This is a genomic window from Paralimibaculum aggregatum (genome assembly GCF_030270585.1).
GTDB classification, from domain to species: domain Bacteria; phylum Pseudomonadota; class Alphaproteobacteria; order Rhodobacterales; family Rhodobacteraceae; genus Thermohalobaculum; species Thermohalobaculum aggregatum.
On record NZ_BSYI01000033.1, the window covers coordinates 30,635 to 55,932 of the forward strand.

At 71.6% G+C, this 25,298-nt stretch carries 23 protein-coding genes; 4 read left to right on the forward strand and 19 right to left on the reverse strand.

Annotated features, from left to right (window positions below; all coding sequences use genetic code 11):
* Positions 1-62 precede the first annotated feature (62 nt).
* From QSJ97_RS17505 to QSJ97_RS17535, 7 genes are all read right to left on the reverse strand, one after another.
* Positions 63-2,012 (reverse strand): TRAP transporter permease, encoded by a 1,950-nt coding sequence (locus QSJ97_RS17505; RefSeq protein ID WP_285673310.1) that lies wholly within the window; start codon positions 2,010-2,012, stop codon positions 63-65.
* 88 nt (positions 2,013-2,100) lie between these two features.
* Positions 2,101-3,087, reverse strand: coding sequence for a TAXI family TRAP transporter solute-binding subunit (locus tag QSJ97_RS17510; protein WP_285673311.1), 987 nt, complete (start codon positions 3,085-3,087; stop codon positions 2,101-2,103).
* 100 nt (positions 3,088-3,187) lie between these two features.
* A complete protein-coding gene (locus QSJ97_RS17515) occupies positions 3,188-4,804 on the reverse strand; it encodes an acyl-CoA carboxylase subunit beta (protein WP_285673312.1) in 1,617 nt (538 codons plus the stop codon).
* Positions 4,801-5,022, reverse strand: a complete 222-nt coding sequence (locus QSJ97_RS17520; protein ID WP_285673313.1) for an acyl-CoA carboxylase biotin carboxyl carrier protein subunit — start codon at positions 5,020-5,022, stop codon at positions 4,801-4,803. The genes QSJ97_RS17515 and QSJ97_RS17520 overlap by 4 nt, the downstream gene beginning before the upstream one ends.
* Positions 5,023-5,078: 56 nt before the next feature.
* Entirely contained in the window at positions 5,079-6,659 is a 1,581-nt protein-coding gene (locus QSJ97_RS17525; RefSeq protein ID WP_285673314.1) for an acyl-CoA carboxylase subunit beta, read from the reverse strand.
* Entirely contained in the window at positions 6,656-7,945 is a 1,290-nt protein-coding gene (locus QSJ97_RS17530) for a CaiB/BaiF CoA transferase family protein (RefSeq protein ID WP_285673316.1), read from the reverse strand. Before QSJ97_RS17530 ends, QSJ97_RS17525 begins: the two co-directional genes overlap by 4 nt.
* Positions 7,946-7,961: 16 nt before the next feature.
* Positions 7,962-8,612 (reverse strand): GntR family transcriptional regulator, encoded by a 651-nt coding sequence (locus QSJ97_RS17535; protein WP_285673318.1) that lies wholly within the window; start codon positions 8,610-8,612, stop codon positions 7,962-7,964.
* A gap of 147 nt (positions 8,613-8,759) precedes the next feature.
* On the opposite strand from QSJ97_RS17535, the gene QSJ97_RS17540 reads away from it, so the two are divergent.
* The 3 genes from QSJ97_RS17540 (at position 8,760) to QSJ97_RS17550 (ending at position 10,819) form a co-directional block, all read left to right on the forward strand.
* Positions 8,760-9,290 carry a biotin transporter BioY gene (locus QSJ97_RS17540; RefSeq protein ID WP_285673319.1) on the forward strand — a complete coding sequence of 177 codons (531 nt, stop codon included), beginning with the start codon at positions 8,760-8,762 and terminating at the stop codon, positions 9,288-9,290.
* Positions 9,291-9,461: 171 nt separating this feature from the next.
* On the forward strand, positions 9,462-10,331 hold the full coding sequence (locus tag QSJ97_RS17545) for a bifunctional allantoicase/(S)-ureidoglycine aminohydrolase (RefSeq protein WP_285673320.1): 870 nt from the start codon (positions 9,462-9,464) through the stop codon (positions 10,329-10,331).
* Positions 10,328-10,819, forward strand: a complete 492-nt coding sequence (locus tag QSJ97_RS17550) for an ureidoglycolate lyase (RefSeq protein ID WP_285673321.1) — start codon at positions 10,328-10,330, stop codon at positions 10,817-10,819. Before QSJ97_RS17545 ends, QSJ97_RS17550 begins: the two co-directional genes overlap by 4 nt.
* Here QSJ97_RS17550 and QSJ97_RS17555 read toward each other — a convergent pair.
* From QSJ97_RS17555 to QSJ97_RS17580, 6 genes are all read right to left on the reverse strand, one after another.
* Positions 10,800-11,711, reverse strand: a complete 912-nt coding sequence (locus tag QSJ97_RS17555; protein ID WP_285673323.1) for an N-carbamoyl-D-amino-acid hydrolase — start codon at positions 11,709-11,711, stop codon at positions 10,800-10,802. The two genes, QSJ97_RS17550 and QSJ97_RS17555, sit on opposite strands and share 20 nt — an antisense overlap.
* Positions 11,708-12,955, reverse strand: coding sequence for a Zn-dependent hydrolase (locus tag QSJ97_RS17560; RefSeq protein ID WP_285673325.1), 1,248 nt, complete (start codon positions 12,953-12,955; stop codon positions 11,708-11,710). Before QSJ97_RS17560 ends, QSJ97_RS17555 begins: the two co-directional genes overlap by 4 nt.
* On the reverse strand, positions 12,952-14,196 hold the full coding sequence (locus QSJ97_RS17565) for a diaminopropionate ammonia-lyase (protein ID WP_285673327.1): 1,245 nt from the start codon (positions 14,194-14,196) through the stop codon (positions 12,952-12,954). The genes QSJ97_RS17560 and QSJ97_RS17565 overlap by 4 nt, the downstream gene beginning before the upstream one ends.
* A gap of 111 nt (positions 14,197-14,307) precedes the next feature.
* Entirely contained in the window at positions 14,308-15,345 is a 1,038-nt protein-coding gene (locus QSJ97_RS17570; RefSeq protein ID WP_285673329.1) for a TRAP transporter substrate-binding protein, read from the reverse strand.
* Positions 15,346-15,424: 79 nt separating this feature from the next.
* Positions 15,425-16,708 carry a TRAP transporter large permease gene (locus QSJ97_RS17575; protein ID WP_285673331.1) on the reverse strand — a complete coding sequence of 428 codons (1,284 nt, stop codon included), beginning with the start codon at positions 16,706-16,708 and terminating at the stop codon, positions 15,425-15,427.
* Positions 16,708-17,241 carry a TRAP transporter small permease gene (locus QSJ97_RS17580; RefSeq protein ID WP_285673332.1) on the reverse strand — a complete coding sequence of 178 codons (534 nt, stop codon included), beginning with the start codon at positions 17,239-17,241 and terminating at the stop codon, positions 16,708-16,710. The genes QSJ97_RS17575 and QSJ97_RS17580 overlap by 1 nt, the downstream gene beginning before the upstream one ends.
* A gap of 155 nt (positions 17,242-17,396) precedes the next feature.
* On the opposite strand from QSJ97_RS17580, the gene QSJ97_RS17585 reads away from it, so the two are divergent.
* Positions 17,397-18,266, forward strand: coding sequence for a MurR/RpiR family transcriptional regulator (locus QSJ97_RS17585; protein ID WP_285673334.1), 870 nt, complete (start codon positions 17,397-17,399; stop codon positions 18,264-18,266).
* Between the two features lie 17 nt (positions 18,267-18,283).
* Here QSJ97_RS17585 and QSJ97_RS17590 read toward each other — a convergent pair whose 3' ends face one another.
* From QSJ97_RS17590 to QSJ97_RS17615, 6 genes are all read right to left on the reverse strand, one after another.
* Positions 18,284-18,985 (reverse strand): ABC transporter ATP-binding protein, encoded by a 702-nt coding sequence (locus QSJ97_RS17590; RefSeq protein ID WP_285673336.1) that lies wholly within the window; start codon positions 18,983-18,985, stop codon positions 18,284-18,286.
* Complete coding sequence (locus tag QSJ97_RS17595; RefSeq protein ID WP_285673337.1) at positions 18,978-19,778, reverse strand: ABC transporter ATP-binding protein; 801 nt, start codon at positions 19,776-19,778, stop codon at positions 18,978-18,980. The genes QSJ97_RS17590 and QSJ97_RS17595 overlap by 8 nt, the downstream gene beginning before the upstream one ends.
* Positions 19,775-21,667 carry an ABC transporter permease gene (locus QSJ97_RS17600; protein ID WP_285673339.1) on the reverse strand — a complete coding sequence of 631 codons (1,893 nt, stop codon included), beginning with the start codon at positions 21,665-21,667 and terminating at the stop codon, positions 19,775-19,777. The genes QSJ97_RS17595 and QSJ97_RS17600 overlap by 4 nt, the downstream gene beginning before the upstream one ends.
* 112 nt (positions 21,668-21,779) lie before the next feature.
* A complete protein-coding gene (locus QSJ97_RS17605) occupies positions 21,780-22,997 on the reverse strand; it encodes an ABC transporter substrate-binding protein (protein ID WP_434220929.1) in 1,218 nt (405 codons plus the stop codon).
* A 63-nt stretch (positions 22,998-23,060) separates the two neighbouring features.
* On the reverse strand, positions 23,061-24,122 hold the full coding sequence (locus tag QSJ97_RS17610) for an aromatic ring-hydroxylating dioxygenase subunit alpha (protein ID WP_285673341.1): 1,062 nt from the start codon (positions 24,120-24,122) through the stop codon (positions 23,061-23,063).
* 139 nt (positions 24,123-24,261) lie between these two features.
* Entirely contained in the window at positions 24,262-25,170 is a 909-nt protein-coding gene (locus QSJ97_RS17615; protein WP_285673343.1) for a LysR family transcriptional regulator, read from the reverse strand.
* Between the last annotated feature and the right edge of the window lie 128 nt (positions 25,171-25,298).

Genomic DNA, 25,298 nt, shown 5'->3' on the forward strand with positions numbered 1-25,298 from the left:
CGGCATGGGATCTCACTTCGTTTCGGCAGGGGTGGGGGCGGCGGCGGCTCGGGGCTCGCCGCCTATTTCCGCTGTGCGGCGCGGGCCAGCGCCCCGCCGGAGAACACGCCGCGCTGGACGGCGATGACCCCGGCAAGGACCACGAGCAGCAGGATGTCGGCGATCAGCCAGCCCGAGGCGACCGCGATGCCGGAGAGCACCAGCACCACCGCCACCGCGCCCGGCACCGGCGCCGTGTAGAACCGCCCGGCGCCGATCGCCAGCGCCATCGAGGCGGCGAGGCCGATCACCACGGTCCAGCCGATCTCCAGCCAGGAGCCGCGCAGCAGCACCGGCTCGCGGAAGATGAAGAAGAACGGCAGCACGTATTTCATCGCCGCCAGCCGGATCGCCGAGAGGCAGATCGGCCACCAGTGCGTCCCCGCGATCACCGCCGCGGTGAACACCGCGGTGCAGACCGGCGGCGTCAGCGCCGAGAGCAGCGCCGAGTAGAACACGAAGAAATGCGCCACCAGCGGCTCCACCCCGAGCGAGATCAGCGCCGGCGCGGCGACCGCGGCGGCCAGCAGATAGGCCGCGGTGGTCGGCATCCCCATGCCGAGGATCAGCGCCACGATCATCGCCAGCACGGTGCCGAACAGCAGGCCGCCATGCGCCTCGACCGCGACGATGCTGTGGCTGAGCTTGATGCCGAGCCCGGTCAGCCCGATCAGCGACAGCACGATCTGCGCGCAGACCAGCAGCGCGAGGATGTTGACGATGTTGCGTGCGGCGCCGGTCGCGCCCTCGAGCAGCGCCGCCAGCTTGGCCTTCAGCCCGTCGACCGTCCAGGGCCCGATCAGCAGGAACAGCGCGATGTTGGTGACGATCCCGTAGAAGGCCGCGAGCGCCGGCGTGTTGCCGCTGAACATCGCGCCGAGGGTCACCCCGAGGGTCGCCAGCAGCGGGCCGATCCGGCCGGGCGCCAGCGCCTCGCGCAGCGTCGGCACATCCTCGGCATCGAAGGCCTTCATGTCCTCGCGGCGGGCCTCGATCTCGACCGAGAACCAGATGCAGGCGAAGAACAGGAAGGCCGGGATGATCGCGGCATAGACGATGGTCAGATAGGGCACGCCCAGCAACTCGGCCATCACGAAGGCGCCGGCGCCCATGATCGGCGGGGTCAGCTGGCCGCCGGACGAGGCCGTCGCCTCCACCGCGCCGGCAAAGGCCGGCCGGTAGCCGAGCCGCCGCATCGCCGGGATGGTGAAGTTTCCGGTGGTCGCGACATTGGCCACCGCGGCGCCGTTCAGCATGCCGAACATCGCGCTGGCCACGGTGGCGACCTTGGCCGCCCCGCCCGGCCGGCGGCCGGCGACCAGGAGCGCGATGTCCATGAAGCTGCGCGCCGCCCCGGTCGCCAGCAGGAACGAGCCGAAGATGATGAAGATCGAGATCAGGTTGGCCGAGAGCCCGGTCACCGTGCCCCAGAGGCCCTCGGTGCCGAGGTAGAGGTGCTCGATCAGGAAGATCGGCGGAAAGCCGGTATGCCCCCAGCTGCCCTCGATGCGGTCGCCGAGAACCGTGTAGGCGATCATCCCGGCGGCCAGCAGCGGCAGCGCCGGGCCGGTGGTGCGCCAGGCCGAGACCAGCACCAGCACCACCAGGAGGGTCGCCAGCGCCATCTCGGTCGGCGTCGCGATCACCCCGAACGACTCGGTGATCCGGCTCTCCTGCGAGACGATGTAGCCGCAGGCGACCAGCACCGCGGCAGCGCCGAGGCCGGCCGCGACGCGCAGCCATCCGGCCCGCCGCCCCGGGGCGATCCGGTCCGCCTCCGAGAGCACGAACAGGAACCCGATGGCGAGGCCGAGGCCGACATGCGCCGAGCGCTGGACCAGCGGCGGGAACTGGCCGAACCCCGCCGTCCAGATCTGGAAGGCCACGAAGACGAGGCCGAGGCCGATCAGGAGCGGGCGCAGGGTGCCCCGCCGCGCGACCCCGGCCCCGGCCGCATCATTGTCTCTGGGCATAGTCTCATCCATCCGTTGCACAGGCCAAGCCTTCGCGGGTGCAGGGAGCGCCCTCGCCGCGGCCGGAGCCGGGCGAAGGCGCGCGGCGTCACTGCATCTCGGGCGGGATCAGCGCCTCGGGCACCTCGATGCCGCGGGAGCGGTAGAACTTCACCGCGCCGGCATGCAGCGGGATGCTCACCAGCGCCACGCTGTCGCGCGCGACGTCGAGCTTGGCAAAGCCGGGGAAGGCATTGGCCTGGATCTCGGTGTCGTCGACGATCGCCGTCAGCACCGCCTCGACCTGCGCATCTGTCATCGCGCTGGCGGTGGTGAACTGCCCGATCACCTGCACCGGCGCGGTGAAGGCGCCGAAGCCCGCGACCTCGCCATCGGCATAGCTGCGGAAGGCGATGAAGGGCAGCGCCGCGCGCACCGTCTCCACCTCCGCCTCGGAGAAGCTCAGCAGCCGGATCGGCGTGAAGGTCTGCAGCTCCAGCGTGGTGCCGTCGAGCGAGGCGGTGCCGCCGGCCTTGGCATAGCCGATCGAGCGGTTGTCCTTCACCGCGTCGACCGCATCGGCGAGGCTGAGCCGCTGCATGTCGGGCTCGATCTCGAGCGCCTCGAGCATCTGGATCACCAGCTGCTCGGTGGCCGAGCCGCGCTGGCCCGGGGTGAAGGGCTGCCCGGCGAGGCCCTGCAGGTCGCTGACGCCGGAATCCTCGCGCACCACCCAGGCCTGCAGCGCCGGGGCATGGACCCAGAGCGCGCGCAGCTCGGGCATCGCGTTGCCCTCGAACTTGCCGATGCCCTTGTAGGCCTGGTAGATCGTCGCATAGGTGCCGAGGCCCATGTCGATCTGGTCGCGGCGGATGCGCTGCAGGTTGTCGACCGCGCCGCCGGTGGAGATCACGGTGACGTCGAGCGCCTCGCTCTCATGCTCGTTGATCGCCTTCGCGGCGGCCACCGAATAGGTGTAGTGGACCGAGCTGAGCGCCGTGGTGCCGAAGGCGATCCGGTCCTTGGCGCCGGCCTCCTGCGACAGGCCGAGCACGGCACAGAGCCCGAGCGCGGCAAGCGTGACTGCCTTGTTCATGTTTTCCTCCCAAGTTCCCTTTTTGTCGGACGACCCGGAAGTCTGATGCTCCCGGTGGTCGGCACGGCCCGGGCGGGCCATGCCTGGCTCCGCCGCCGCGCTACGGCATGAAGGCGAAGGTCTGGCGCGGGCCGAGATCCTGCTTCAGGCGGGTCTCGGCGAGCGCGATCAGCGAGGCGAGCACGGGGCGCGTCTCGCGCGGGTCGATGACGTCCTCGACCGCGAAGGCCTCGGCGGTGCGGAAGGGCGAGGCGAAGGGCTTGAGCCGCGCCTCGATCTCCCGCTCGCGGGCCACCGGGTCCTTGGCCGCGCGGATCTCCTTGCGGAACGCCGCGGCCACGCCGCCCTCGATCGGCAGCGAGCCCCATTCGCCGGACGGCCAGGCCAGCTTCAGATCGACATCGTTCTTGTTGCAGGTGGCCATGCCGGCCATGCCGTAGCACTTGCGGATCACCAGGGTGATCGTCGGCACGCTGGCCTGCGCCGCGGCATGCACCACGCGCATGCCCTCGAGCAGGGTCGCGTTCTCCTCGGCGCGCAGCCCGACCATGAAGCCGGGAACATCGACGAGGAACACCAGCGGGATGTGGAAGGTGTCGCAGAGCTGCATGAAGCGGATCTGCTTGCGCGCCGCCTTCGCATCCATCGCGCCGCCATAGACCATCGGGTTGTTGGCGACGATGCCGACCGGCCGGCCGTCGAGCCGCGCCAGGCTGGTGACCACCGACTTGCCGTGGGTCGGCTGGATCTCGAAGGCCGAGCCGCGATCGACCACCATGCCGATCAGCTTGCGCATGTCGAAGGGCCGGGTGCGCTTCTCCGGCACGATGCCGGCCAGCGCGTCCTCGCAGCGGTCGACCGGGTCGTCGGTCGGCACCACCGGCGGCAGCTCCCAGACATTGGCCGGCATGAAGCTCAGGAAGCGGCGGATCTGCGCGAAGGCCTCGTCCTCGTCCGCCGCGGCGTTCATGATCGTGCCGGCCTTGTCGACCGCCACCGCCGCGCCGCCGAGCGCCTCCTTGTCGATCTCCTGCCCGAGCGAGCGCTTCACCACCGGCGGGCCGGCGGCGAAGATCTGGCTGGTGCCGCGGACCATCACCGAGAAATGCGAGAGGATCGCCCGCCCCGCCGGCCCGCCCGCCGCGGTGCCGAGCACCGCCGAGACCACCGGCGAGCGGCCGAGCAGCGAGACCGAGCGCTCGAAGCCGTGCACGCCCGGAAACACGGTGTGGCCGCGCTTCTCGATGGAGCCGACGGTGCCGCCGGCGCCGTCGATCAGGTTCACCAGCGGCAGCTTGTAGTGATAGGCGAAATCCTCGACGAGGCCGCCCTGCCCGCCCTTGCGCCGGGTGGCGCTGAAGGTGGTGCCGCCGCGGACGGTGAAATCCTCGCCGCCGACCAGCGCCGGCCGCCCCTCGATGTCGAGCAGGCCGCAGACATAGGGCGCCGGCGTCACCGATTGCAGCCGCTGGTTCGCGTCATAGGTGCCGGTGCCGGTCAGCCGGCCGAGCTCGCGGAACCCGGTGCCGAGCCGCTCGATGCGCTCGCGCACCGTGAGCCGGCCGGCGCGGTGCTGCCGCTCGATCGCCTCCGGCCCGCCCATCTTGAGCGACTCGGCGCGCCGGAAGGCCAGCTCGTCCAGCGGATCCGCCGGCGCGTCCGGCGCGTCCGCCGGCGCGGCGGAAGCCGCCGCCACGCCTGCCGCCTGCCCGCTCATGACGCGATCACGCAGAGGACCTGGTCCTCGTCCACGGAGGCCCCCTCGGCCACCGCGAGGCGGCTGACGGTGCCGCTGGCCGGTGCCTCGACCGGGATCTCCATCTTCATCGACTCGAGAATGAAGAGCGTGTCGCCCTCCGTGACCTGCTGCCCCTCGGCGCATTGCTGCTTCCAGACGGTGCCGGTCACCGGTGAAATCACGTCGCTGTCTGCCATAAGTCTCCCCTCGTGCGGCGAGCCGCCGCGCTGCTCGTCCGGGTCGCTGCCCGGTTTCAGAAGGTGGTGGGCCAGGTCGCCATGCGATGCGCACCGATCGGGGTGCCGCTCGCGTGGAACTCCAGCATGTCGATCAGGTAGTCGCGGGTGGCGCCGGGGCGGATCACCGCCTGCACCGCATTGATCTCGGCGAGCCCCCAGACGCTGGCATCCTGCTCCATCTCGGCGCGGATGCGCGCGCGCTCGGCCTCGCCGGTCTCGCGGCCCCAGGTGACGACCTCCACCGCATAGGCCGGGTCCATGAAGCTGACCTCGGCGCCCGGCCAGGCGGCGACCTCGTCGGAGTTCCGCCCGCCGCCCATGTTGAGATAGGCCTGCCCGTAGCTCTTGCGCATGATCACCGAGAGCTTCGGTACCGTGCAGAGCTGCAGCGCCTGCATGAAGTTCATGATCTTGCCGGGAGCCTTGCGCCGCTCGCCCTCGATCCCGATCACGAAGCCCGGCGTGTCGACCAGCATCACCAGCGGAATGTTGAAGCTGTCGCAGAGCGCGAGGAAGCCGGTGATCTTCTCGCAGGCATCCACATCCAGCGCGCCGGCCTTGAACATCGGGTTGTTGGCGACGATGCCGACGACCCGCCCGCCGAGGCGGGCGAGGCCGGTGCAGGCGACGCGGCCGAAGCGCGGCTTGAGCTCGAAGAAGCTGCCGGGATCGACCAGCGCGGCCACCGCCCGGCGCATGTCATAGGCCTGGCGGCGGCTCTCCGGCACGATGCCCTCGAGCGTCGCGCGGGCCTTCGCCAGCGCCTCCGGATCGTCGGGCATATCGGCCCGCGGCGGCGTCTCGCCGGAATGCTGCGGCATGTAGGAGAGGAAGCGCCGGATCAGCGCGACCGCCTCGGCATCGGTCTCGGTCACCGCATCGACCAGCCCGGTCACCTCCTGGTGCAGCCGCCAGCCGCCGAGCTCCTCCGCCCCGACGGTCTGGCCGATCGCCAGCGAGGCGAGCCCCGGGCTGGCCACCGCCAGCACCGCGCCCTTGCGCATCACCGTGAAGTCGGAGAGGCAGGCATACCAGGCCGAGGAGCCGAAGCACTGGCCCAGCACCGCCGAGACCCAGGGCGTGCGGCGGTCGCGGATATACTGCGTCGGGTCCTCGCCGAGCATGGTGCCCATGCCGCGCGCGCCCATGTTGTCGGGCATCCGCGCGCCGGAGGATTCGCCGAAGAACACGATCGGCATCCGCCGCTCGGTGGCGTTGCGCTTCACATGCCCGATCTTGCGCATGTTGGTCTTGCTCGAGGAGGCGCCCTTCACGGTGAAATCGTTGGAGATCACCGCCACCGGGCGGCCGTCGACGCGGGCATAGCCGGTGACCTTGCCATCCGCCGGGGTGGTCTCGCGGTCGGCCTCGCTGCCGCTGGAGACGCCGAGCATGCCGACCTCGCGGAAGCTGCCCGGGTCGATCAGCCGGTCGATCCGCGAGCGCGCGTCGAGCAGCCCGCGCTCGGCCCGGCGGGCCAGCTTCTCGGGGCCGCCCATCGCCAGCGCGCGGGCCTCCCGGCGGGCCAGCTCCTCCTCGCGCGCCGCGCTGCCCTCGGCCGCCGGCGCCGCCTCCGTCTTCGATACCTGGTTCATCCTGCGGCCCTCCGCCCGGCTTCCGCCGCGTTGTCCTTCTCGCGCTCGCCGGGGAACAGGATCCCCGACTGCAGCAGCGCCTCGATCTCGCCGGCGGAGAGCCCGAGCTCGCCCTCCAGCACCGCCAGCGTGTCCACCCCGGTGTCGCGCCCCGGCCAGTGCACCCCGCCCGGCGTCTCGGAGAGCCGCGGCACCACCTCGGCCATCGCGACCGGGCCGAGCACCGGGTCCTCCGGCGTCACGATGGCGCCGCGCGCGCGGTAGTGCGGATCGGCGAAGATGTCGGCCATGTCGTAGATCCGGGCATGCGGGATCCCCGCCGCCTCGAGCGCCGCCTCGGCCTCGGCGAGCGGCCGCGCCGCGACCCAGCCGGCGATGATCGCGGTCAGCGCCGCCTCGTTCTCGGCCCGCGCCGGCCCTGCGGCGAAGCTCGGATCGTCGGCAAGCTCGGGCCGCCCGATCACCGCCATCAGCTTGGCGAACAGCGTCTGCGAGATCGCGGTGATGTGGATGTGGCGCCGGTCGGCCGTCTCGAAGAGCGTGTTCGGCACGTTGTCGGGCAGCCGCGAGCCGGCGCGGCGGGCGATCTCGCCGAGCTGCTGGAAGGCCGGGATATGCGGCTCCATGAAGCTGAAGGCGGATTCGTAGAGCGCGGTATCGACCACCTGCCCGCGGCCGGTCCGCTGCCGCTCGATCAGCGCCAGCGCAGCGCCGAAGGCGGCATAGAGCCCGGTGATGTAGTCGGTCAGCGAGACCGCGACGCGGGCCGGCGGGCGATCCGGGTCGCCGGTGATCTCGCGCATCCCGCTCACCGCCTCGCAGACCACGCCATAGCCCGGCCGCTGGCTGTAGGGGCCGTGCTGGCCGTAGCCGGAGATCCGCACCAGCACGAGCCCCGGGTTCTCGCGGCTCAGATCCTCGTAGCCGAGGCCCCAGCGCTCCAGCGTGCCGGGGCGGAAATTCTCCACCACCACATCCGCGGTGGCGCAGAGCCGGCGTGCCAGCGCCCGGCCCTCGGGCCGGCGAAGGTCGATCGAGACGTTGCGCTTGTTGCGGAAGATCGAGGCGGCATAGAGCGACCGCCCCCTGTTGCGCTTGCCCATCGAACGCACGGCATCGCCCTCGCGCTGCTCGATCTTGATGACGTCGGCGCCGAAATCGCCCAGCAGCCGCCCGCAGAACGGGCCCGCCACCGTCGAGCCGAGCTCGATCACCCGGCGCCCGTCGAGCGGGCCGCGCCGTTCGGCCGTCTCCGGCCGGTTCCCGGTTCCTGAACTTGCCTGCACCCCTGCTCCTCGCTCTTCAGAGAATGAACTTGCGGTAATTGCGGAACCACTCGCAGGCCCCGCGGATGTTCTCGCGCTTGAGCTGCTCGGCGAGCACCGCATCGCCGGCATTCATCGCCGCAAGTATCTTTCGGTGTTCGATGAGGCCGGTCTGGGCCCGGCCGGGCACCAGAAGCAGACGCCGGATCAGCACCTTGGTGCGGTCGTAGAGCCCGTCCAGCGTCTGGCTGAGAATCTCGTTCTGCGACGCGGCGATGGTCTGCTCGCGGAACGCCGTGACGATCGAGATGTAGTAATCCAGATCGTGCTCGGCGATGGCCCGCTCGGCCTGCGGGCCGAAGCGCTCGGTCAGCTCGTCCCAAGCCCCCTTCGGCGCGTTCTCGGTGGCAAGGCGCACCGCGAGCGCCTCCAGCACCTCGCGCATGGCGAAGAGCTCGTCGACCTGCTCGGCGCTGAGCCGGGTGACGATGGCGCCCTGGTTGCGCACCCGCTCGATCAGGCCGAGCTGCTCGAGGATGCTGAAGGCGTCGCGCAGCCGCGCCCGCGAGATCCCGTATTCGGCGGCCAGCGGCGCCTCGCGCAGCTTCGCCCCGGGCGGCAGCTCGTGGTTCACGATCCGCTCGCGCAGGACGTTCACCACGTCGTCGACACTGACCGACTTCGCCATCTTCCCGGCTTTCCTCACCATTGTCTCCGCTCTCCCCGAGGCGCCCATAGGCACCCCGCTCCGGCGTCGCTGGAATCAAACTTGACTACGCCAACCAGATTGTCAACAATTTTGACGATCAGAATGTTGGGACAAAGGTCAACAACCATGAAGCTCGTAGCCACCCCTCGCGTCACGCTCGCCGGTCAGGCGGCCTGGCTCCTCCCCATCGCCGCCGGCGCGGCGGCGCTCGCCATCGCGGCGCAGATCCGGATCCCGTTCTGGCCGGTGCCGATGACCATGCAGGTGCTGGCGGTGCTGCTGATCGGCTGGTTCGGCGGCATGCGCACCGCGCTCGGCAGCGGCGCGCTCTATCTCGGCCTCGGCGCCGCCGGGCTGCCGTTCTTCGCCGGCGGCGCGCTGTTCGGGCCGACCGGCGGCTACCTCGTCGGCTTCGTGCTGGCGGCCGCTGCGCTCGGCGCCTGGCGGGAGCGCTGCGGGGTCCCCGGCCTCGCCGGCATCGCCGCGCTCAACCTCGCCGCGACCGGGCTGATCTATGCGCTCGGCTGGGGCTGGCTGGCGGCGATCACCGGCGATCCCGCGGCCGCCTTCGCCGCCGGGGTGGTGCCCTTCCTGCTCGGCGACGCGCTGAAGATCGCGGTGGCGAGTCTCGTGGTCGCGCGCTTCGCCCGGCGCTGACATCCGGCGCTGGCAAAAGGCGCTGGCACAAGGCACTGGCACCCGGTGCCGACCCCTGCCCGGGCGCGGTTCAGGCCGCGCCCGGAGCGCGTTTCCGGCCCGGCCCGCTTGCCCGGCCGGCACCGTCCCGGCATACCGGCAGGACCCATCCGCCTGCCCCGGGAGATGCCGATGTCCGAGCCGAGCTATGCCTTCGCCGCCGATGGCCTGCCGCCGCAATCGCGGCTGATGACCGGGCGCGCCGTCTTCACCGAGGCCTATGCGGTGCTGCCGCGCGGCACCCAGACCGCCATCGTCACCTCGCGGCTGCCGGGCTGGCAGGGCACCCGGCTCTGGGTGCTGGCCCGCCCGCTCTCGGGCTTTGCCGAGACCTTCGCGCACTACCTCATGGAGGTCGCCCCCGGCGGCGGCAGCAGCGCGCCCGAGCCCGACCCGGCGGCGCAGGCGGCGCTCTTCGTCACCGCGGGGCGGCTGCGGCTCGATCTGGCGGGCGCGGCGCATCATCTCGGCGCCGGCGATTTCGCCTGGCTGCCGCCCGGCGCCGCCTGGCAGCTCGCGGCCGAGGGCGACACGCCGGCCCGCTTCCACTGGATCCGCAAGCGCTGGCAGCCCGCCGCAGGGCTCGCCCCGCCCGGGCCGGTCTTCGCCAGCGATGCCGGCACCCCGCCCGAGCCGATGCCGGACTGCGGCGGGGTCTGGGCCACCACGCGCTTCACCGACCCCGAGGACCTGCGCCACGACATGGCGGTCACGGTGGTCACCTTCGCCCCCGGCGGCACCATCCCGTTCGAGGAGACGCATGTGATGGAGCACGGGCTCTACGTGCTCGAGGGCAAGGCGGTCTACAAGCTCAACCGCGACTGGGTGGAGGTCGAGGCGGGGGACTACATGTGGCTCCGCGCCTTCTGCCCGCAGGCCTGCTATGCCGGCGGGCCGGGGCCGTTCCGCTACCTGCTCTACAAGGACGTCAACCGCCACATGCCGCTCGGCGGGCATCTCGGGCATCTCGGGCATCTCGGGCAGCCCGGGAGCGCCGGATGAGCCGCATGGTCGATGTCGAGCCGCTGGAGCCCGGCGCCTTCGCCCGCTTCGGCGACGTGATCGAGGCCGAGGGTCCGCCGGACAGGCTCATCAACGAGGGGCTCTGCGGCCGCTGGCACGACCGTGCCCGGCTCGACTTCGCCGATGGCCGCGCCGGGATCAGCCTGTTCCGCTCCGAGCCGCGCACCCTGCCCTTCACCCTCGCGCTGCTCGAGCGCCACCCCCTCGGCAGCCAGAGCTTCCTGCCCATGGGCGGCACGCCCTGGCTCGCCATCGCGGCGCCCGACGAAGATGGCCGCCCGGGCCGGCCGCGGGCCTTCCGCGCCTCCGGCACGCAGGGGGTCTCCTATCTCCGCGGGGTCTGGCACGCGGTGCTGACGCCGCTCGGCGGGCCGGGGCTCTTCGCGGTGGTCGACCGGATCGGACCCGGCGCCAATCTCGAGGAGCACCGCCTCGCCGAGGGCTGGCTCATTCGCGCGGCGCCGTGATCAGGGCATAGTCCTGCGGCTCGCGGTGCAGGGCGAAGTTGAACACGTTGGCCCGGATCTCGGCACAGCGGTCGAGGTCGATCCGGGCCGAGATCACCTCGTCGCCGGTGGTGCTGGCCTGGGCGACGATCTCGCCGGTGGGCGCGGCGATCAGCGAGCCGCCGATCAGGTCGCACCCCTCCTCGCGCCCGGCCTTGGCCACCGCCACCGCCCAGAGCCCGTTCTGGTAGGCCCCGGCCTGCACCGAGAGCGCGTTGTGGAAATACTGCAGGTGGTCGTGCTCCGGCGCCGGCGGATAGTGCAGCGGCGTGTTGTAGCCGAGGCAGACCAGCTCGGCGCCGCCGAGGCCGAGCATCCGCCAGGTCTCCGGCCAGCGCCGGTCGTTGCAGATGCACATGCCGATGCGCCCGCCGAAGGCGTCGAACACCGGGAAGCCGAGATCGCCCTTCTCGAAATAGCGCTTCTCGAGATGCTGGAAGGGCCGCCAGTCCTCGTGCTCGCGGTGCCCGGGCAGGTGGATCTTGCGGTATTTCCCGGCGATCCGGCCGGCCGCGTCGACGAGGATCGCGGTGTTGAAGTGCCGCCCTTCCGGCGTCAGCTCGGCATAGCCGAGATGGAAGCCGATCCCCAGCGTCTCCGCCGCCTCGAACAGCCGCCGGGTCTCGGCCGAGGGCATCTCGGTCTCGAACCAGCGGTCGATCTCGGCCGGCGCCTCGGTGTACCAGCGCGGGAAGAAGGTGGTGAGCGCAAGCTCGGGGAAGACCACGAGCCGCGCGCCGCGGGCCGCGGCCTCGCGCATCAGCTCGATCATCCGGGTGACGGCGGAGGCGCGGCTCTCCGCCGCGGCGATCGGGCCGAGCTGCGCCCCGGCGACGACAAAGGACCGGCTCATTCGGCAGCCTCCAGAAGCTCGAGCGCCACGTCGAGCAGCACCCCTGCGCCGGCCACCAGGTCGTCCGCCCCGGTGTGCTCGGCGATGTTGTGGCTGATCCCCCCGGCGGAGGGAACGAAGATCATCGCGGTCGGGCAGTTCGGCGCGAACATCTGTGCGTCGTGCCCGGCGCCGGAGGGCATCCGCCGCGCCGGCAGTCCGCGCGCCGCGGCCGCGGCCTCGACCCGGGCGACCAGCGCCGCGTCGAACTCCACCGGGGCGAAGCGGGCCAGCCGCCGGCTCTCGAGCCGGCAGCCCTCCGCCGCGGCATGGGCCTCGGCCGCCGCCATCAGCCGCGCCTCGGCCGCCTTCAGCACCGCATCGTCGGTGTTGCGCAGATCGACGGTCAGCTTGGCGCGCTCCGGCACCACGTTGACCAGCCCCGGCGAGAGCTCGGTGACGCCGACGGTGGCCACCTGCGGCGGGCCGAGATCGTCGGCGATGGCGCGCGCCTCGAGCGCGATCCGCGCCGCCGCGCAGCCGGCATCGCGGCGCATCGCCATCGGCGTGGTGCCGGCATGGTTCGACTGCCCGTGCAGCGTGAACTCGGTCCAGCTGATGCCCTGCACCCCGGTCACCGCGCCGATCCTCAGCCCCTCGCGCTCCAGCACCGGGCCCTGCTCGACATGCAGCTCGAGGAAGGCCGCCGGCGTGAGGCTCCGCACCGGCACCGCGCCGCGATAGCCGATGCGGTCGAGCTCGGCCCCCAGCACCGCGCCGTCGATGCCGACCACCGCCAGCATCTCCTCGAGATCCAGCGCGCCTTGGTGCACGCCCGAGCCCATCATGTCGGGCGCGAAGCGGGCGCCCTCCTCGTTGGTGAAGGCGGCCACCGCCAGCGGCCGGCGGGTCACCCGCCCGGCATCGTCGAGCGCGGCGCAGACCTCGAGCCCGGCCAGCACGCCGAGCGCGCCGTCATAGAGCCCGCCGGTGGCGACGCTGTCGATATGCGAGCCGAGCATCACCGGCGGGCCGTCCTCGCGCCCCGCCCGGATGCCCCAGATGTTGCCGATGGCATCGACCGAGACCGCAAGGCCCAGCTCCTCCATCCAGCGCACCAGCAGGTCGCGCCCCGCGCGGTCGGCATCGCCGAGCGCGAGGCGGCAGACGCCGCCGCCGGGCAGCGCGCCGACCGTGCCGAGCCGGCGGATGCGGCCCAGCAGCCGGGCGCCGTCGATCGCGGGGGTGCCGGCCGGGCCGCTCATGCCGCGCGCGCCCGGATGGTGGCGGCATCGGTGCCGACCAGCTCGGCATAGAGCGCCGGGTCGGTGTCGCCCTCGCTGCCGAAGACCAGCACCCGCGCGCCGGCATCGAGGCCGAGCGCCGCCCGCGCCCGCGGCTCGCCCATGGCCGCGGCGAGCCCGGCGAGCCCGGCCACCGCGCTCTCGCCGGCGACCAGCGGCCGGTCCGGCGCCGGCGGGCCGGCCAGCCGGCGCATCATCGCCACCGCCGCATCGTCGGGCAGCGCCATGGCGAAATCGCCGTGGTCCTTCAGGATCTCCCAGGCCAGCGCCGAGACCTCGCCGCAGGCCAGCCCGGCCATCAGCGTGTCGAGATCGCCCTCGATGGCGGTCGGCCGGCCGGCGCGGAAGCTCTCGACCCAGCAGGCGGAGCGGTCCGGGTCGGCCAGCACGATCAGCGGCCGCCCTGCGCCCCAGCGCCGCTTGGCCTGCGCCGCCACCGCCGCGGCCATGCCGCCGACGCCGGTCTGCAGGAAGATGTGGCTGGGCGGCTCGGCCAGCGCCTCGAAGGCCTCCCAGGCCATCAGCTCGTAGCCCTGCATCACGTCCTTCGGCACCTCCATGTAGCCCGGATAGGAGGTGTCGGAGACCACGAACCAGCCCTCGCGCGTCGCGGTCTCCTGCGCCTCGCGGACGCTGTCGTCGTAGTTGCCGGCGCAGCGGCGGACCTCGGCGCCATAGGCCGCGATGGCAGCCTTTCGGCCCTCGGAGACGGTGGCGTGGATGAAGATCACGCAGGCGCAGCCGAAATTCCGCGCGCCCCAGGCGACCGAGCGGCCGTGGTTGCCGTCGGTGGCGCAGCAGACGGTGATCCGCGCCGCCTCCGCCGCCAGCGCGCCCGAGAGGATCTCCTCCGCCGCGACATCGCGGCCGAGCGCCGCACCGATCTGCCGGCGCAGCAGGCGCAGCACGGCATAGGCGCCGCCGAGCGCCTTGAAGCTGTTGAGCCCGAAACGCAGGCTCTCGTCCTTGTAGTGCAGCGCGCCGACGCCGATCTCGGCGGCCAGCCCGGCCAGCGGCTCGAGCGGGGTCGGCGCATAGCCCGGCCAGGTGGTGATGGTGGCGCGCGCCTCGGCGAGCGCGGCATCGCTCAGGATCGCGTCCTGCGCCTCGGTCCAGGCGGCGCCGCGCCGGGCGCCGGCATTGGCGACAAGCGTGAACGGCCGCTCGGCGGCGGCATCGCGGTGGTCGATCGGATCGGTCATGTCGGCCTCATGGAGGGACCGGAGCAGCACGCCCCGGCCCCGGTTCCGGTCAGTGGTCGTCGGTCTGGTCGGCCGGCGGCGCGGGGGCACGCACCGCCGGAACGGCCGGTCTCAGAAGGCGTTTTCCTCGTCGATCGAGGCCAGCAGCGCGTCGAGCATGGCGATGCCCTCGGCACCGTACTGCTCCTCGATCAGCGCCCGCACGGCGGGCTGGGCGGCCTCGGCGAACTTCGCCTGCTCCGCCGGCGGCACCACGTTGACCTCCATCTTGGCGGCCAGCGCCGGCAGGCCGCGCTCGGAGGCCTCGATCACGCGGGACATCGAGCGGCCGGCTTCGGTGGCGACCTCGGAGGCCCAGTTGACCAGTGTGCGGTGCTCCGGCGACAGGCCCTCGTAGAACTCCTTGTTCATCGTCCAGATATACGGCGTGATGATGTGGTTGGTGACGCTGAGGTATTTCTGCACCTCGTCGAACTTGGCGAAGGCGATGATCGGCACCGGGTTCATCTGGCCGTCGGCGACGCCGGTCTGCAGCGCGGTATAGACCTCGGCCCAGGGCAGCGGGGTCGGCTGGCCGCCGAGCGAGGAGATGATCGCCTCATGGGTCGGCAGGGTCATGGTGCGGATCTTCAGCCCCTCCATGTCGGCCACCGAGGTGATCGGCCGCTCGGAGTTGGTGAAGGCGAAGAAGCCGCCCGAATCGATCAGGCCGAGCACCTCGAGCCCGGTCGCGCCCTCGAGATCGGCGACGAACTTCTCCCCGAAGGCGCTCTCCTTGGAGATCACCCGGCTGGCCACGCCGATGTTGGGGAAGGCGAAGGGGATGTCGAAGACCCCGACCAGCGGGTAGTGCTGCGCCATGCCGCCGGAGGAGGAGATCGCGCTCTCGACCAGCCCGGCGCGGACCTGATCGATCACCTCGTTGTCCTTGCCGAGCTGCCCGTTGGGGAACAGCTGGACCTCGATCTCGCCGTTCGAGCTGGCCTCCACGAGGCTCTTGAACACCGCCGTCATGGCGCCGGAATGGCTCGCGAAGGGGTCCTCCGGGTTGAGATGGGCGATGCGGATCGTCACGTCCGCCGCCAGCGCCTGGGCCGAGAGACAGGCTGCCGCGAGCCCGATCCCGAGTGTCTTCATCGCCGTCTTCATCTGCAGTCTCCCTGTTTTTGGTGCGTGTGGTTTCGATTTGGTCCGGGCCCGGGGCCGGCCTGGCATCCGCTCCGCCATCTCAGAGCCCCAGCAGCCGCGGGACGAACAGCGTCAGATCGGCCCAGAAGGCGATCAGCAGCAGCACCGCCACCTCCGCCAGGATGAAGGGCCAGAGCTCGCGCGTGATCGCCTCGATGCGCTCGCCGGTCACCGAGGCCAGCACGAAGAGGCAGGCCCCCACCGGCGGTGTCATCAGCGAGACGTTGAGCGCGAGGATGATCATGATGCCGGCATGCACCGGGTCCATGCCGAGCTTCACGGTGAGCGGCGCCAGCACCGGGGCGAGGATGATCAGCGTGGCGTTGATGTCCATCACCAGCCCGATCACCAGCAGCAGCAGCACGATCAGCCCGATCACCACGTCCGGGTTCTCGGAGATCGTCAGCATCGCCTCGGCGATCGCCTGCGGCACCTGGCGGAAGGTCATCCACCAGCCGAGGATGGTGGCCGAGGCGATGATCAGGAAGATCACCCCGGTGATCCGGGTGGTGCGCACGCCGATCTCGTAGAGGTCGCGCCAGGTCAGCGCGCGATAGACCACGCCGCCCACCAGCAGCGCATAGGCCACCGCGATCGCCGCCGCCTCGGTCGGCGTCGCGATGCCGCCGAGGATCGAGCCGAGGATGAAGACCGGCAGCAGCGCCGCCAGGAACCCCTCGCGCAGCGCCGCCAGCACGATGCGGAACGAGGGCCGCCCCTCGCCCTTCGGCAGCCCCTTGGACCGCGCCGTGAGCGCGATCATCGCCATGCAGACCGCGCAGATCAGCAGCCCCGGCAGGATCCCCGCGGCGAACAGCCCGGCGATCGAGACCCCCATGATCGAGCCGTAGATGATCATCAGCGTCGAGGGCGGGATGGTCGGCCCGATGATGCTGCCCGCCGCCGTCACCGCGCAGGCATAGGGCCGCGAATAGCCCGCCTTCTGCATCGCCGGCACCAGCGTGTTGCCGAAGGCCGCGGCATCCGCCGTGGCCGAGCCGGTGATGCCGGCGAACATCACGCTGGCCACCATGTTGGAATGCGCCATGCCGCCGCGCATCCAGCCGACCAGCGCATCGGCCAGCTTGACCAGCCCCGCGGTGATGCCGGAGCGGTTCATGATCTCGCCGGCCAGGATGAAGAACGGCATGGCGAGGAAGGGGAAGAGGTCGAGCCCGGCGAACACCCGGTCCGGCGCCATGGTCATGAAGCGCGGGCCGAGATCGAGGATGCCGATCATCCCGGCGACGCCGATCGAGATGCCCACCGGCATGCCCAGCACCAGCAGCCCGAAGAACGCCAGCGGAACCAGCCACTCTCCCATCACTCGCCCCCCGGATCGATGGTGCGGCTGGCCAGCGCCTCCGGCGCGCGCTCGGCGAACCAGTCATGCACCCCCATCAGCGCGAGCTGCAGGCAGGCGACGAAGGCCGCCAGCGGCACCCCGGCAAAGGCATAGCCCTTGGGGATCGCGTAGATCATCGTCAGCCGCGAGAAGCCGCGCTCGGTGAAGCCGAGCCCGTACCAGAACAGCGCGGCGAAGAACACGAAGCCGATCACGTCGAAGCCCACCGCCAGCCAGCGCCGCACCGGCGCCGGCAGCCGCTCCAGCACGAAGCCGACCCCGATATGCTCGCGATGCGCGATGCCCGAGGAGACCGCCAGCAGCGCCATCCAGATCATCAGGTAGCGCGCCAGCTCCTCGGTGAAGGTGATCGGCAGCGGGATCGCATAGCGCACCACCACGCCGAGCCAGACATCGATCACCAGCAGCGCCAGCAGCGCCACGCAGACCCGCTCAACCAGCCAGTTGACCCGCTTGCTCCAGCCGCGCGCGCGGTCTGCGATGTCGCTCATCCTCGCGTCTCCGTCTGCCGCCCGGATGCCCCCGATGCCCCGCGCTGCCCCGCGCTGCCGTTTCGGCATCTCGGGGCTTGACCCGGTTGATGAAAGCGGATTTTCATCTTGCCAGCAAGTACAAAAATAGGTTTTCGCATGCATACGGCGCGGCGATGGTGAGGCGGGTGCGCGAGGCCGAGGCGGAGACGCCGACGGAGCGCATCCACCGGGTCTATGACGAGCTGCCCGAGGGCGAGCGCAAGGCCGCCGACCTGGTGCTCGACCGGCCCGGCGAGCTGGCGCTCTGGTCGGCCTCCGAACTGGCCGGCAAGGCCGGGATCTCGAACGCCACCGTCACCCGCTTCGTGCGGCGGCTCGGCTATCGCTCCTATGACGAGGCGCGGCGCTCGGCGCGGGCGATGCGGGCGCATGGCTCGCCGCTCTATCTCGCCGACGACCTGCCGCGCGCCGGCGCCGGGGCGCTCAGCCCCGAGCGGCTGATCGAGGCCGAGCGGCAGGTCGTCGAGGCCTCGCTGGAGATGCAGAACCCGCTCGCCCTCGGCGCCGTCGCCGAGACCCTGGCCGGCGCCCGGCAGCTGCGCATCGCCGGCTTCCGCAACAGCTTCTTCCTCGCCGAATACGCCTGCTCGACGCTCGGGCAGTTCCGCCCCGGCGTCGCGATGCTCAACATGCCGGGGCAGACGCTGGCCGAGGGCATCGCCGCGATGCGGCCGGAGGACGCGGTGCTGGTGATCGGCCTGCGGCGCCGGCCGGCGGGCTTTGCCGAGGTGATGCGGGCGATCTCCGGCACCGGCGCCCGGATCGTGCTGCTCGCCGATCTCAGCATCCGCACCGCGCCGGCGCTGGCCGACCATGCGCTGAGCTGCACCGTGGGCACGCCGCAGGCGCTCGATTCGCCGGCCGGCGCGCTGGCGGTGCTGCGGCTGCTGGCGCTCCTCACCATGCAGCGGCTCGACGGCGCCAGCCGCCGCCAGATGGAGCAGGTGGAGAGCCTTCTCGGCACCCTCGGCGAGCTGGAATAGCCCGCCGCGGCGCGCCGTCAGAGCGCCAGATACTGCTCCCGCACCTCGGGCCGCGCCGCCAGCTCGGCCATCGCGCCGTCGAACTGGATGCGCCCGCTCTCGATGATGCAGGCCCGGTCCGAGACCCGCTCGGCGAAGCGCACGTTCTGCTCCGAGAGCAGCACCGCGAGCCCCTGCGCCTTCAGCGCCTCGATGGTATGGGCCATCTGCTCGACGATCACCGGCGCCACGCCCTCCGAGGGCTCGTCGAGCAGCACGGTCTTCGGCGCGCCCATCAGGGTGCGCGCGATGGTCAGCATCTGCTGCTCGCCGCCGGAGAGGTGGCCGCCGAGATTCTCCCGCCGCTCGGCGAGGTTGGGAAACAGCGTGAAGAGCTCGTCGAGCTCCCAGACCCGGGCGCCCTCGAGCGGCTCGCGCCGGCCGACCTCGAGGTTCTCCATCACCGTGAGCTGCTTGAAGATGCGCCGCTCCTCGGGGACATAGCCGATGCCGAGCCGGGCGATCGCGAAGGCGGCGAGCCCGCGGATCGGCCGGCCCTCGTAGAGGATCTCGCCGCGCCGCGCCTCGGCCAGCCCCATCACCGACTTCATCGTGGTGGTCTTGCCGGCGCCGTTGCGCCCGAGCAGCGCCACCACCTCGCCGGGGCGGACCTCGAGCGAGACGTCGTGCAGGATATGCGCGGCGCCGTAGAAGGTGTGGATCCCGCGAAGCTCAAGCATGGGGGCGCGCCTCCTCGGCACCGGGTTCCTGCGTGCCGCCGCCGAGATAGACCTCGCGCACGCGGGCATCGGCGCGGATCGCCTCGGCCGAGCCCTCGGCGATGATCTCGCCGCGGTTGAGCACGAGGATGCGGTGGGCATGGCGGAACACGACATCCATGTCGTGCTCGGTGAACAGGATGCTGACCCCCTCCTCGGCGACGATGCGGGCGGCCAGCGCCATCAGCTCGACCCGCGCCGCGGGCGCCATGCCGGCGGTCGGCTCGTCCATCAGCAGCAGCCGCGGGCGGTTGGCCAGCGCCACCGCGAGCTCGAGCCGCTTCAGGTCGCCATAGGCGAGCTCGGCGCAGTGCCGGTCCGCCGCCCCGGCCATGCCGACGCGATCGAGCAGCGCCTCGGCCTCGGCGCGGCCCTGCCGGCGGGCGGCGGAGAACAGCTCGTAGCTCTTGCGCTCGTGCGAGATCAGCGCGATCTGCACGTTCTCGATCACCGTCATCGAGGGGAAGGTGGCGGTGATCTGGAAGGTGCGCCCGAGGCCGAGGCGCCAGGCCTCGCGCGGGCGCATCCCGGTGATGTCGCGGCCGCAGAACACCACCCGCCCGCGATCCGGCCGGAGCTGGCCGTTCAGCATGTTGAAGCAGGTGGTCTTGCCGGCGCCGTTCGGCCCGATCAGCGCCAGCAGCTCGCTGGCGCCCAGCGCGAAGGAGACCTCGCGCACCGCATGGTTGCCGCCGAAGGATTTCGAGAGCCCGGAGACCTCGAGCACCGGGCCGTCCGCTGGAGTCGTGCTCATGCGCCCTCCGCCTTGTCAGGGGTTACGCGGCGGAAGCCGGCCCGCGCCGCGATCCAGCGCCAGAGCCGCTGCAGCCCGCCGGCGATGCCGTCCGGCGCCAGGATCACCACGAGGATGATCAGGATGCCGAAGATGAAGCGCCAGTATTCGAGCCGGCTGATCTCGTCGCGCACATAGGTGAAGCTCGCCGCGCCCAGCAGCGGCCCGAAGACCGACTGCACGCCGCCGAGCAGCACCATCAGCAGCGCGTCGAAGGAGCGCGGGATCGCCAGCTCGTCCGGGAAGATGCTGCCCTTGGCAAACACGAAGAGCACCCCGGCGATGCCGGCGAAGACGCCGGAGACCACGAAGGCCGCCCACTGGTGGTTGCGGGTATCGACCCCCACTGCCTCGGCGCGCAGGCGGTTGTCGCGCGCCGCCCGCAGCACGTAGCCGAAGGGCGCATGGGCGATGCGCTGCAGCGTCACCAGCGCCATCGCGCCGATCGCCAGGGTGAGCAGGAAGTAGACCTCGCGCGACTTCGCCCACTTGTCCGGCCAGACCCCGAGGATGCCGTCGTCGCCGCCGGTGATCTCGCTGGCCTGGAACACCACCGACCAGACGATCTGCGCCGCCGCCAGCGTCAGCATCGCGAGATAGACCCCGGTGCTGCGCACGCAGAACCAGCCGAAGAAGGCCGCCGCCAGCATCGCCGCGACCGGCGCCAGCAGCATCGCCGGCAGCATCGAGAGCCCGGCATAGGTGGCCAGGAAGGCCGCCGCATAGGCGCTGATGCCGAAATAGGCGGCGTGCCCGAAGGAGGCCATGCCGCCGAGCCCCATCATGAAATGCAGGCTCGCGGCAAACAGCGAGACGATGACGATGTCGGTCGCCAGCACCACGCCGTAGCGCCCGCCGAGGAAGGCGAGGCCGGCCAGCCCCGCCACGCCGGCCAGGATCGCCGCGCGCCGGGCGAGGCCGAGCGGGCGCAGCGGCTCCTCGGAGAGCGCCTGCTGGTGCTCGCCGCTCTCGGGGCGCCCGAACAGGCCCCAGGGCCGCGCGATCAGCACCACCGCCATCACGATGAACGGCACCGCCAGCGAGATCTCCGGCAGGATCAGGATGCCGAAGGCGTTGAACAGCGCGATCAGCAGCGCCGCCACATAGGCCCCGAGCACGCTGCCCATGCCGCCGATCACCACCACCACGAAGACCTCGGCGATGATGTTGAGATCCATCAGCAGCGAGACCGATTCGCGCGGCACCTGCAGCGCGCCGCCGAGCCCGGCCAGCGCCGAGCCGAGGAAGAACACCGTGGTGAACAGCCAGGACTGGTTGACCCCGAGCGCGCCGACCATCTCGCGGTCCTCGGTGGCGGCGCGCACCAGCACGCCCCAGCGCGTGCGGTGGAACACCAGCCAGATCAGCCCGAGCACCACCGGCCCGATGGCGATCAGCGCGAGGTCATATTCCGGCACGTATTCGCCGAGGATCTGCACCGCCCCGTCGAGCCCAGGCGCACGCGGCCCGAGCCGCTCCACCGGACCCCAGACATAGAGCGTCGCGTCCTGGATAATCAGCACGATGGCGAAGGTGGCGACGAGCTGGAACAGCTCCGGCGAGCGGTAGATCCGCCGCAGCACCACGATCTCGATCGCCGCGCCGATGACGCCGACCGCCAGCGCCGCGACCAGCGTGCCGCCCCAGAAGCCGAGCACGCCGGTCGGCAGCGCCTCGGTGATCGTGTAGCCGAGATAGGCGCCCAGCATGTAGAACGAGCCATGCGCGAAGTTCACGATCCGCGTCACGCCGAAGATGATCGAGAGCCCGGAGGCCACGAGGAACAGGGCGGATGCAGAGGCCAGCGCGGCGAGGAACTGGCCGAGCAGGAAACCGAGGTCGAGGGTCAAGGCGGGCACTCCTGCCGGGCGCCGGATGCCGTGCCGGCGCGGGTAGGTCGGTGTCTCGGGTTCGGGTGCAGGCGGCGCGCCGGGCGGAGGGCCGGGCGCGCCGCTGCCGGGCTCACTCCGCCGGGCGGGTGGCCGCTACCTCCTCGGGCGAGGCCATGTAGTCGGCCCCGTCGGCATAGCTCCAGTCGACCATCACGCCGCGGCCGTCCTTCAGCGCGGTGCGGCCGACCCAGGCGCCGAGCGTGGCCTGGTTGTCGATGTCGCGGAAGGTGACCGGGCCCACCGGGCTGTCGAAGGTGAGGTTCTCCATCGCCGCCACGAGGTCCTCGGTCTCGAGGCTCTCGGCCTTCTCGATCGCCGCCGCCACCGCCTTCAGCGTGACATAGCCGACGATCGAGCCGAGCTGCGGCAGCTCGCCCCATTTCGCCTGGTAGGCCTCGAGGAAGGGCTTGTGGTTGGGGTCGTCGCCGAGATCCTCGACCGGGTAGCCGGTGACGATCCAGCCCTCCGGCGCCTCGGCGCCCAGCGGCAGCAGGTATTCCGGCTCGCCGGTCAGCAGGCTGACCACGTCACGCCCCTTGAACAGCCCGCGCAGCTGGCCCTCGCGCACGAACTTGGCGAGATCGCCGCCGAAGGTGACGTTGTAGATCGCCTCGGGCTCCACCGCGTCGAGCGCGCGCACCGTGGCGGCGGCGTCGATCTTGAAGAGCCCCGGCCACTGCTCGCCGACGAACTCGACATCCGGGCGCAGCGCCGTCAGCGCCGTCTTGAACTTGGCCACCGCGTCCTGGCCATAGGCATAGTTGGGCGCCACCGTGGCCCAGCGCTTGGCCGGCAGCTTCGCAGCAACCTCGGCGAGCATCCGCGCCTGCATCCCGGTCGAGGGCCGCAGCCGGAAGGTATAGGGGTTGCCCTTCTCCATCGTCACCGCGTCCGAGAGCGGCTCGGCGGCGACGAACAGCACCTCGCGCTGCGCCGCGAAATCGGCCACCGCCAGCCCGATATTGGAGAGGAAGGTGCCCCAGAGCAGCACCACCTCGTCCTCGGAGACCAGCTCCTCGGCGATGCGCACCGCATCCGCCGGCTTGCCGTCGTCGTCGCGCGAGATCACCTCGAGCGGGCGGCCCCTGACGCCGCCGGCGGCGTTGATCTCCTCGAGCGCCAGCTCCCACCCCTTCTTGTAGGGATCGGTGAAGGCGGCCATGCGGGTATAGCTGTTGAGCTCGCCCACCTTGATCGGCTCCTCGGCCAGCGCGCCGGTGCCGAGCGCCGTGGCGCCCAGCATCGCCGCCGCTGCCGCGGCCATGATCGAACCTCTGCGTGTGAACATCTGCGACCCCCTGCTGTGTCTGATCTCGTTGCCGTGTCGTTGCCGATCTGTCGCGGCCCGGGGTCAGCCCGGACCTGCCGCCGCCTCCGCCGCCGCCAGCCGGTCGATGGCCTTGCGGTAGAGGTTGGGGCCGAGATCGATCGCGATCCTCAGCGGGCGCGGCGCGCCGCCCGGCCGCGCGGCCAGCGCGGTCTCGCGGGCCTGCACGGCCTCGAGGATCTCCTTGTCCTCGTCGAACGCCGTCCGGAACATCGCGTCCATCTGCTCCTCGACGCCCGCGACATCGGTTGCCGCGTTGCGAATGTGCATCCAGTAGTCGACTGTGCGGTCCGCATCGACGGGCGTCAAGAAATGCAGCGCCCAGATCCGCACGCCCCGGTTGCGCTCGCCCTCCGGCAGCGCCGCCTCGGTGGGCGCGCTGCCGAAATCGATGGCGGCGATGTTGGGGCAGTGCATGTAGTAGTAGTGCCAGCGGTCGACATGGCCGGTGAAGCCGCCGAACCGCTTGAAGAAGCCGATCGGCTCGCCGTCGCGGATCCAGCGCCAGGTCACGATCACCTCGCCGGTCGGCCCCTGCTCGCGGCGGGTCTCGACCGGCACGTCCTCCGAGGCGGCATTGCCGAGGGTGGTCGGGTGGACGAAGCTGACATGCGCCGGGTCGCAGAGGTTCTCCGCCACCGCCATGTAGTTGGCCCGGATGTCCAGCGCGTCGCCGTGATGCATCGCCCAGGCCGGGTCGTGCATCTCCGGCAGGTCGAAGATCTTCGCGGTGTCGGCCCGCGCCGGGTCGCCCATCCAGACCCAGACGATGCCGGAGCGCTCCTCCACCGGATAGCTGCGCACCCGCGCGCTGGCCGGCACGTTGGTCTGCCCCGGCACCCGCACGCAGGCGCCGCTGCCGTCGAAGGTCATGCCGTGATAGCCGCATTGCACCGTGTTGCCGACCAGCCGGCCCATGCTCAGCGGCAGGAAGCGGTGCGGGCAGGTGTCCTCCAGCGCGCGCAGCCGGCCGTCCTCGCCGCGAAACAGCACGAGATCCTCGCCGAGCATCCGCCGCGTCTCGAGCGCCTGTCCGAAGCCGGCCGACCAGCCGGCGCAATACCAGCAATCGCGAATGAAGCTCATGTCCCGCCTCCCGGCCGCCGCGGCGGCATCTCTCCGTTTTCCCGTTGCGATGCAATATGCTGCACCGCACCCGTGTTTGCCGAATTTATTAGCACACAAACGATTTGCGAGATGCCCTGCAATTGTCAAGGCCGAAATTTCAGGCAGCCCCGCCCGGCGCCGCGGCCTCGGCCGCCAGCCAGTTTCTGAACGCGACCACCTGCGGGCGCAGGCGCGGCGCCGCCGGCGTCGCCAGCCAGTAGGCGCTGGCGCTCTCGGCGCGGTGGTCGAGCGCCACCGCGAGCTGGCCCGAGGCGAGTTCGGAGCGGATCAGGAACTCCGGCAGCAGCGCCACGCCGAGCCCCGCGCCGCAGGCCTGCGCCACCATGGCGAACTGCTCGAAGCGCGGCCCGGCGCCCGGGCCGGCGGCGATGCCGAGGCTGGCGAACCACTCCGCCCAGGCCTCCGGGCGCGAGGCCAGGTGCAGGCGCAGCAGCGGCAGCAGGTCCTCCGCCGCGCCGATCCGGTGCTCGGCGAGGAAACCGGGGCTGGCCACCGGCACCACGGTCTCGCGCATCAGCTCGAGGAACTCGGCGCCGGGCCAGTCCGGCCGGCCGACATGGATCGCCGCGTCGATGCGCTCCTGCTCGAACTCCACCCGCCCGATCCGGGTGATGAAGTTGAGCGTGACCTCCGGGTGGCGCTCGACGAAGCGCGGCAGCCGCGGCATCAGCCAGCGCGTGCCGAAGGTGGGCGGGATCGCCAGGTTGAGGGTCTGGTAGTGCCGGTCGGTCATCGCCGCCAGCGAGGCGTTGCGGATGGTCTCCAGCGCCGCGGCGATCTCGGCGGCATAGGCGCGGCCGAGCTCGGTCGCCGCCACGCCGCGGCTCGAGCGCTCCAGCAGCCGGGTGCCGAGCAGCGCCTCGAGCCCGGCGACCTGCCGGCTCACCGCGCCCTGGGTCAGCGAGAGCTCCCGCGCCGCCGCGGTGAAGCCGCCGAGCCGCACCACCGCCTCGAAGGCCGCGAGGGCGCTGGTGGAGGGCAGCAGGCGTCGGGGCGGGCCGGGCATGATCCATTACCATATTGCATGGGCCCATGAGGGCAAATGGTTTGCGCGCGCCGCGTCATGGGGCTATGGGCTGCCGGATCGGCTTTCCCCATCCCGTGAGGTAATGGCATGACGCTCTCCGCTGCGAC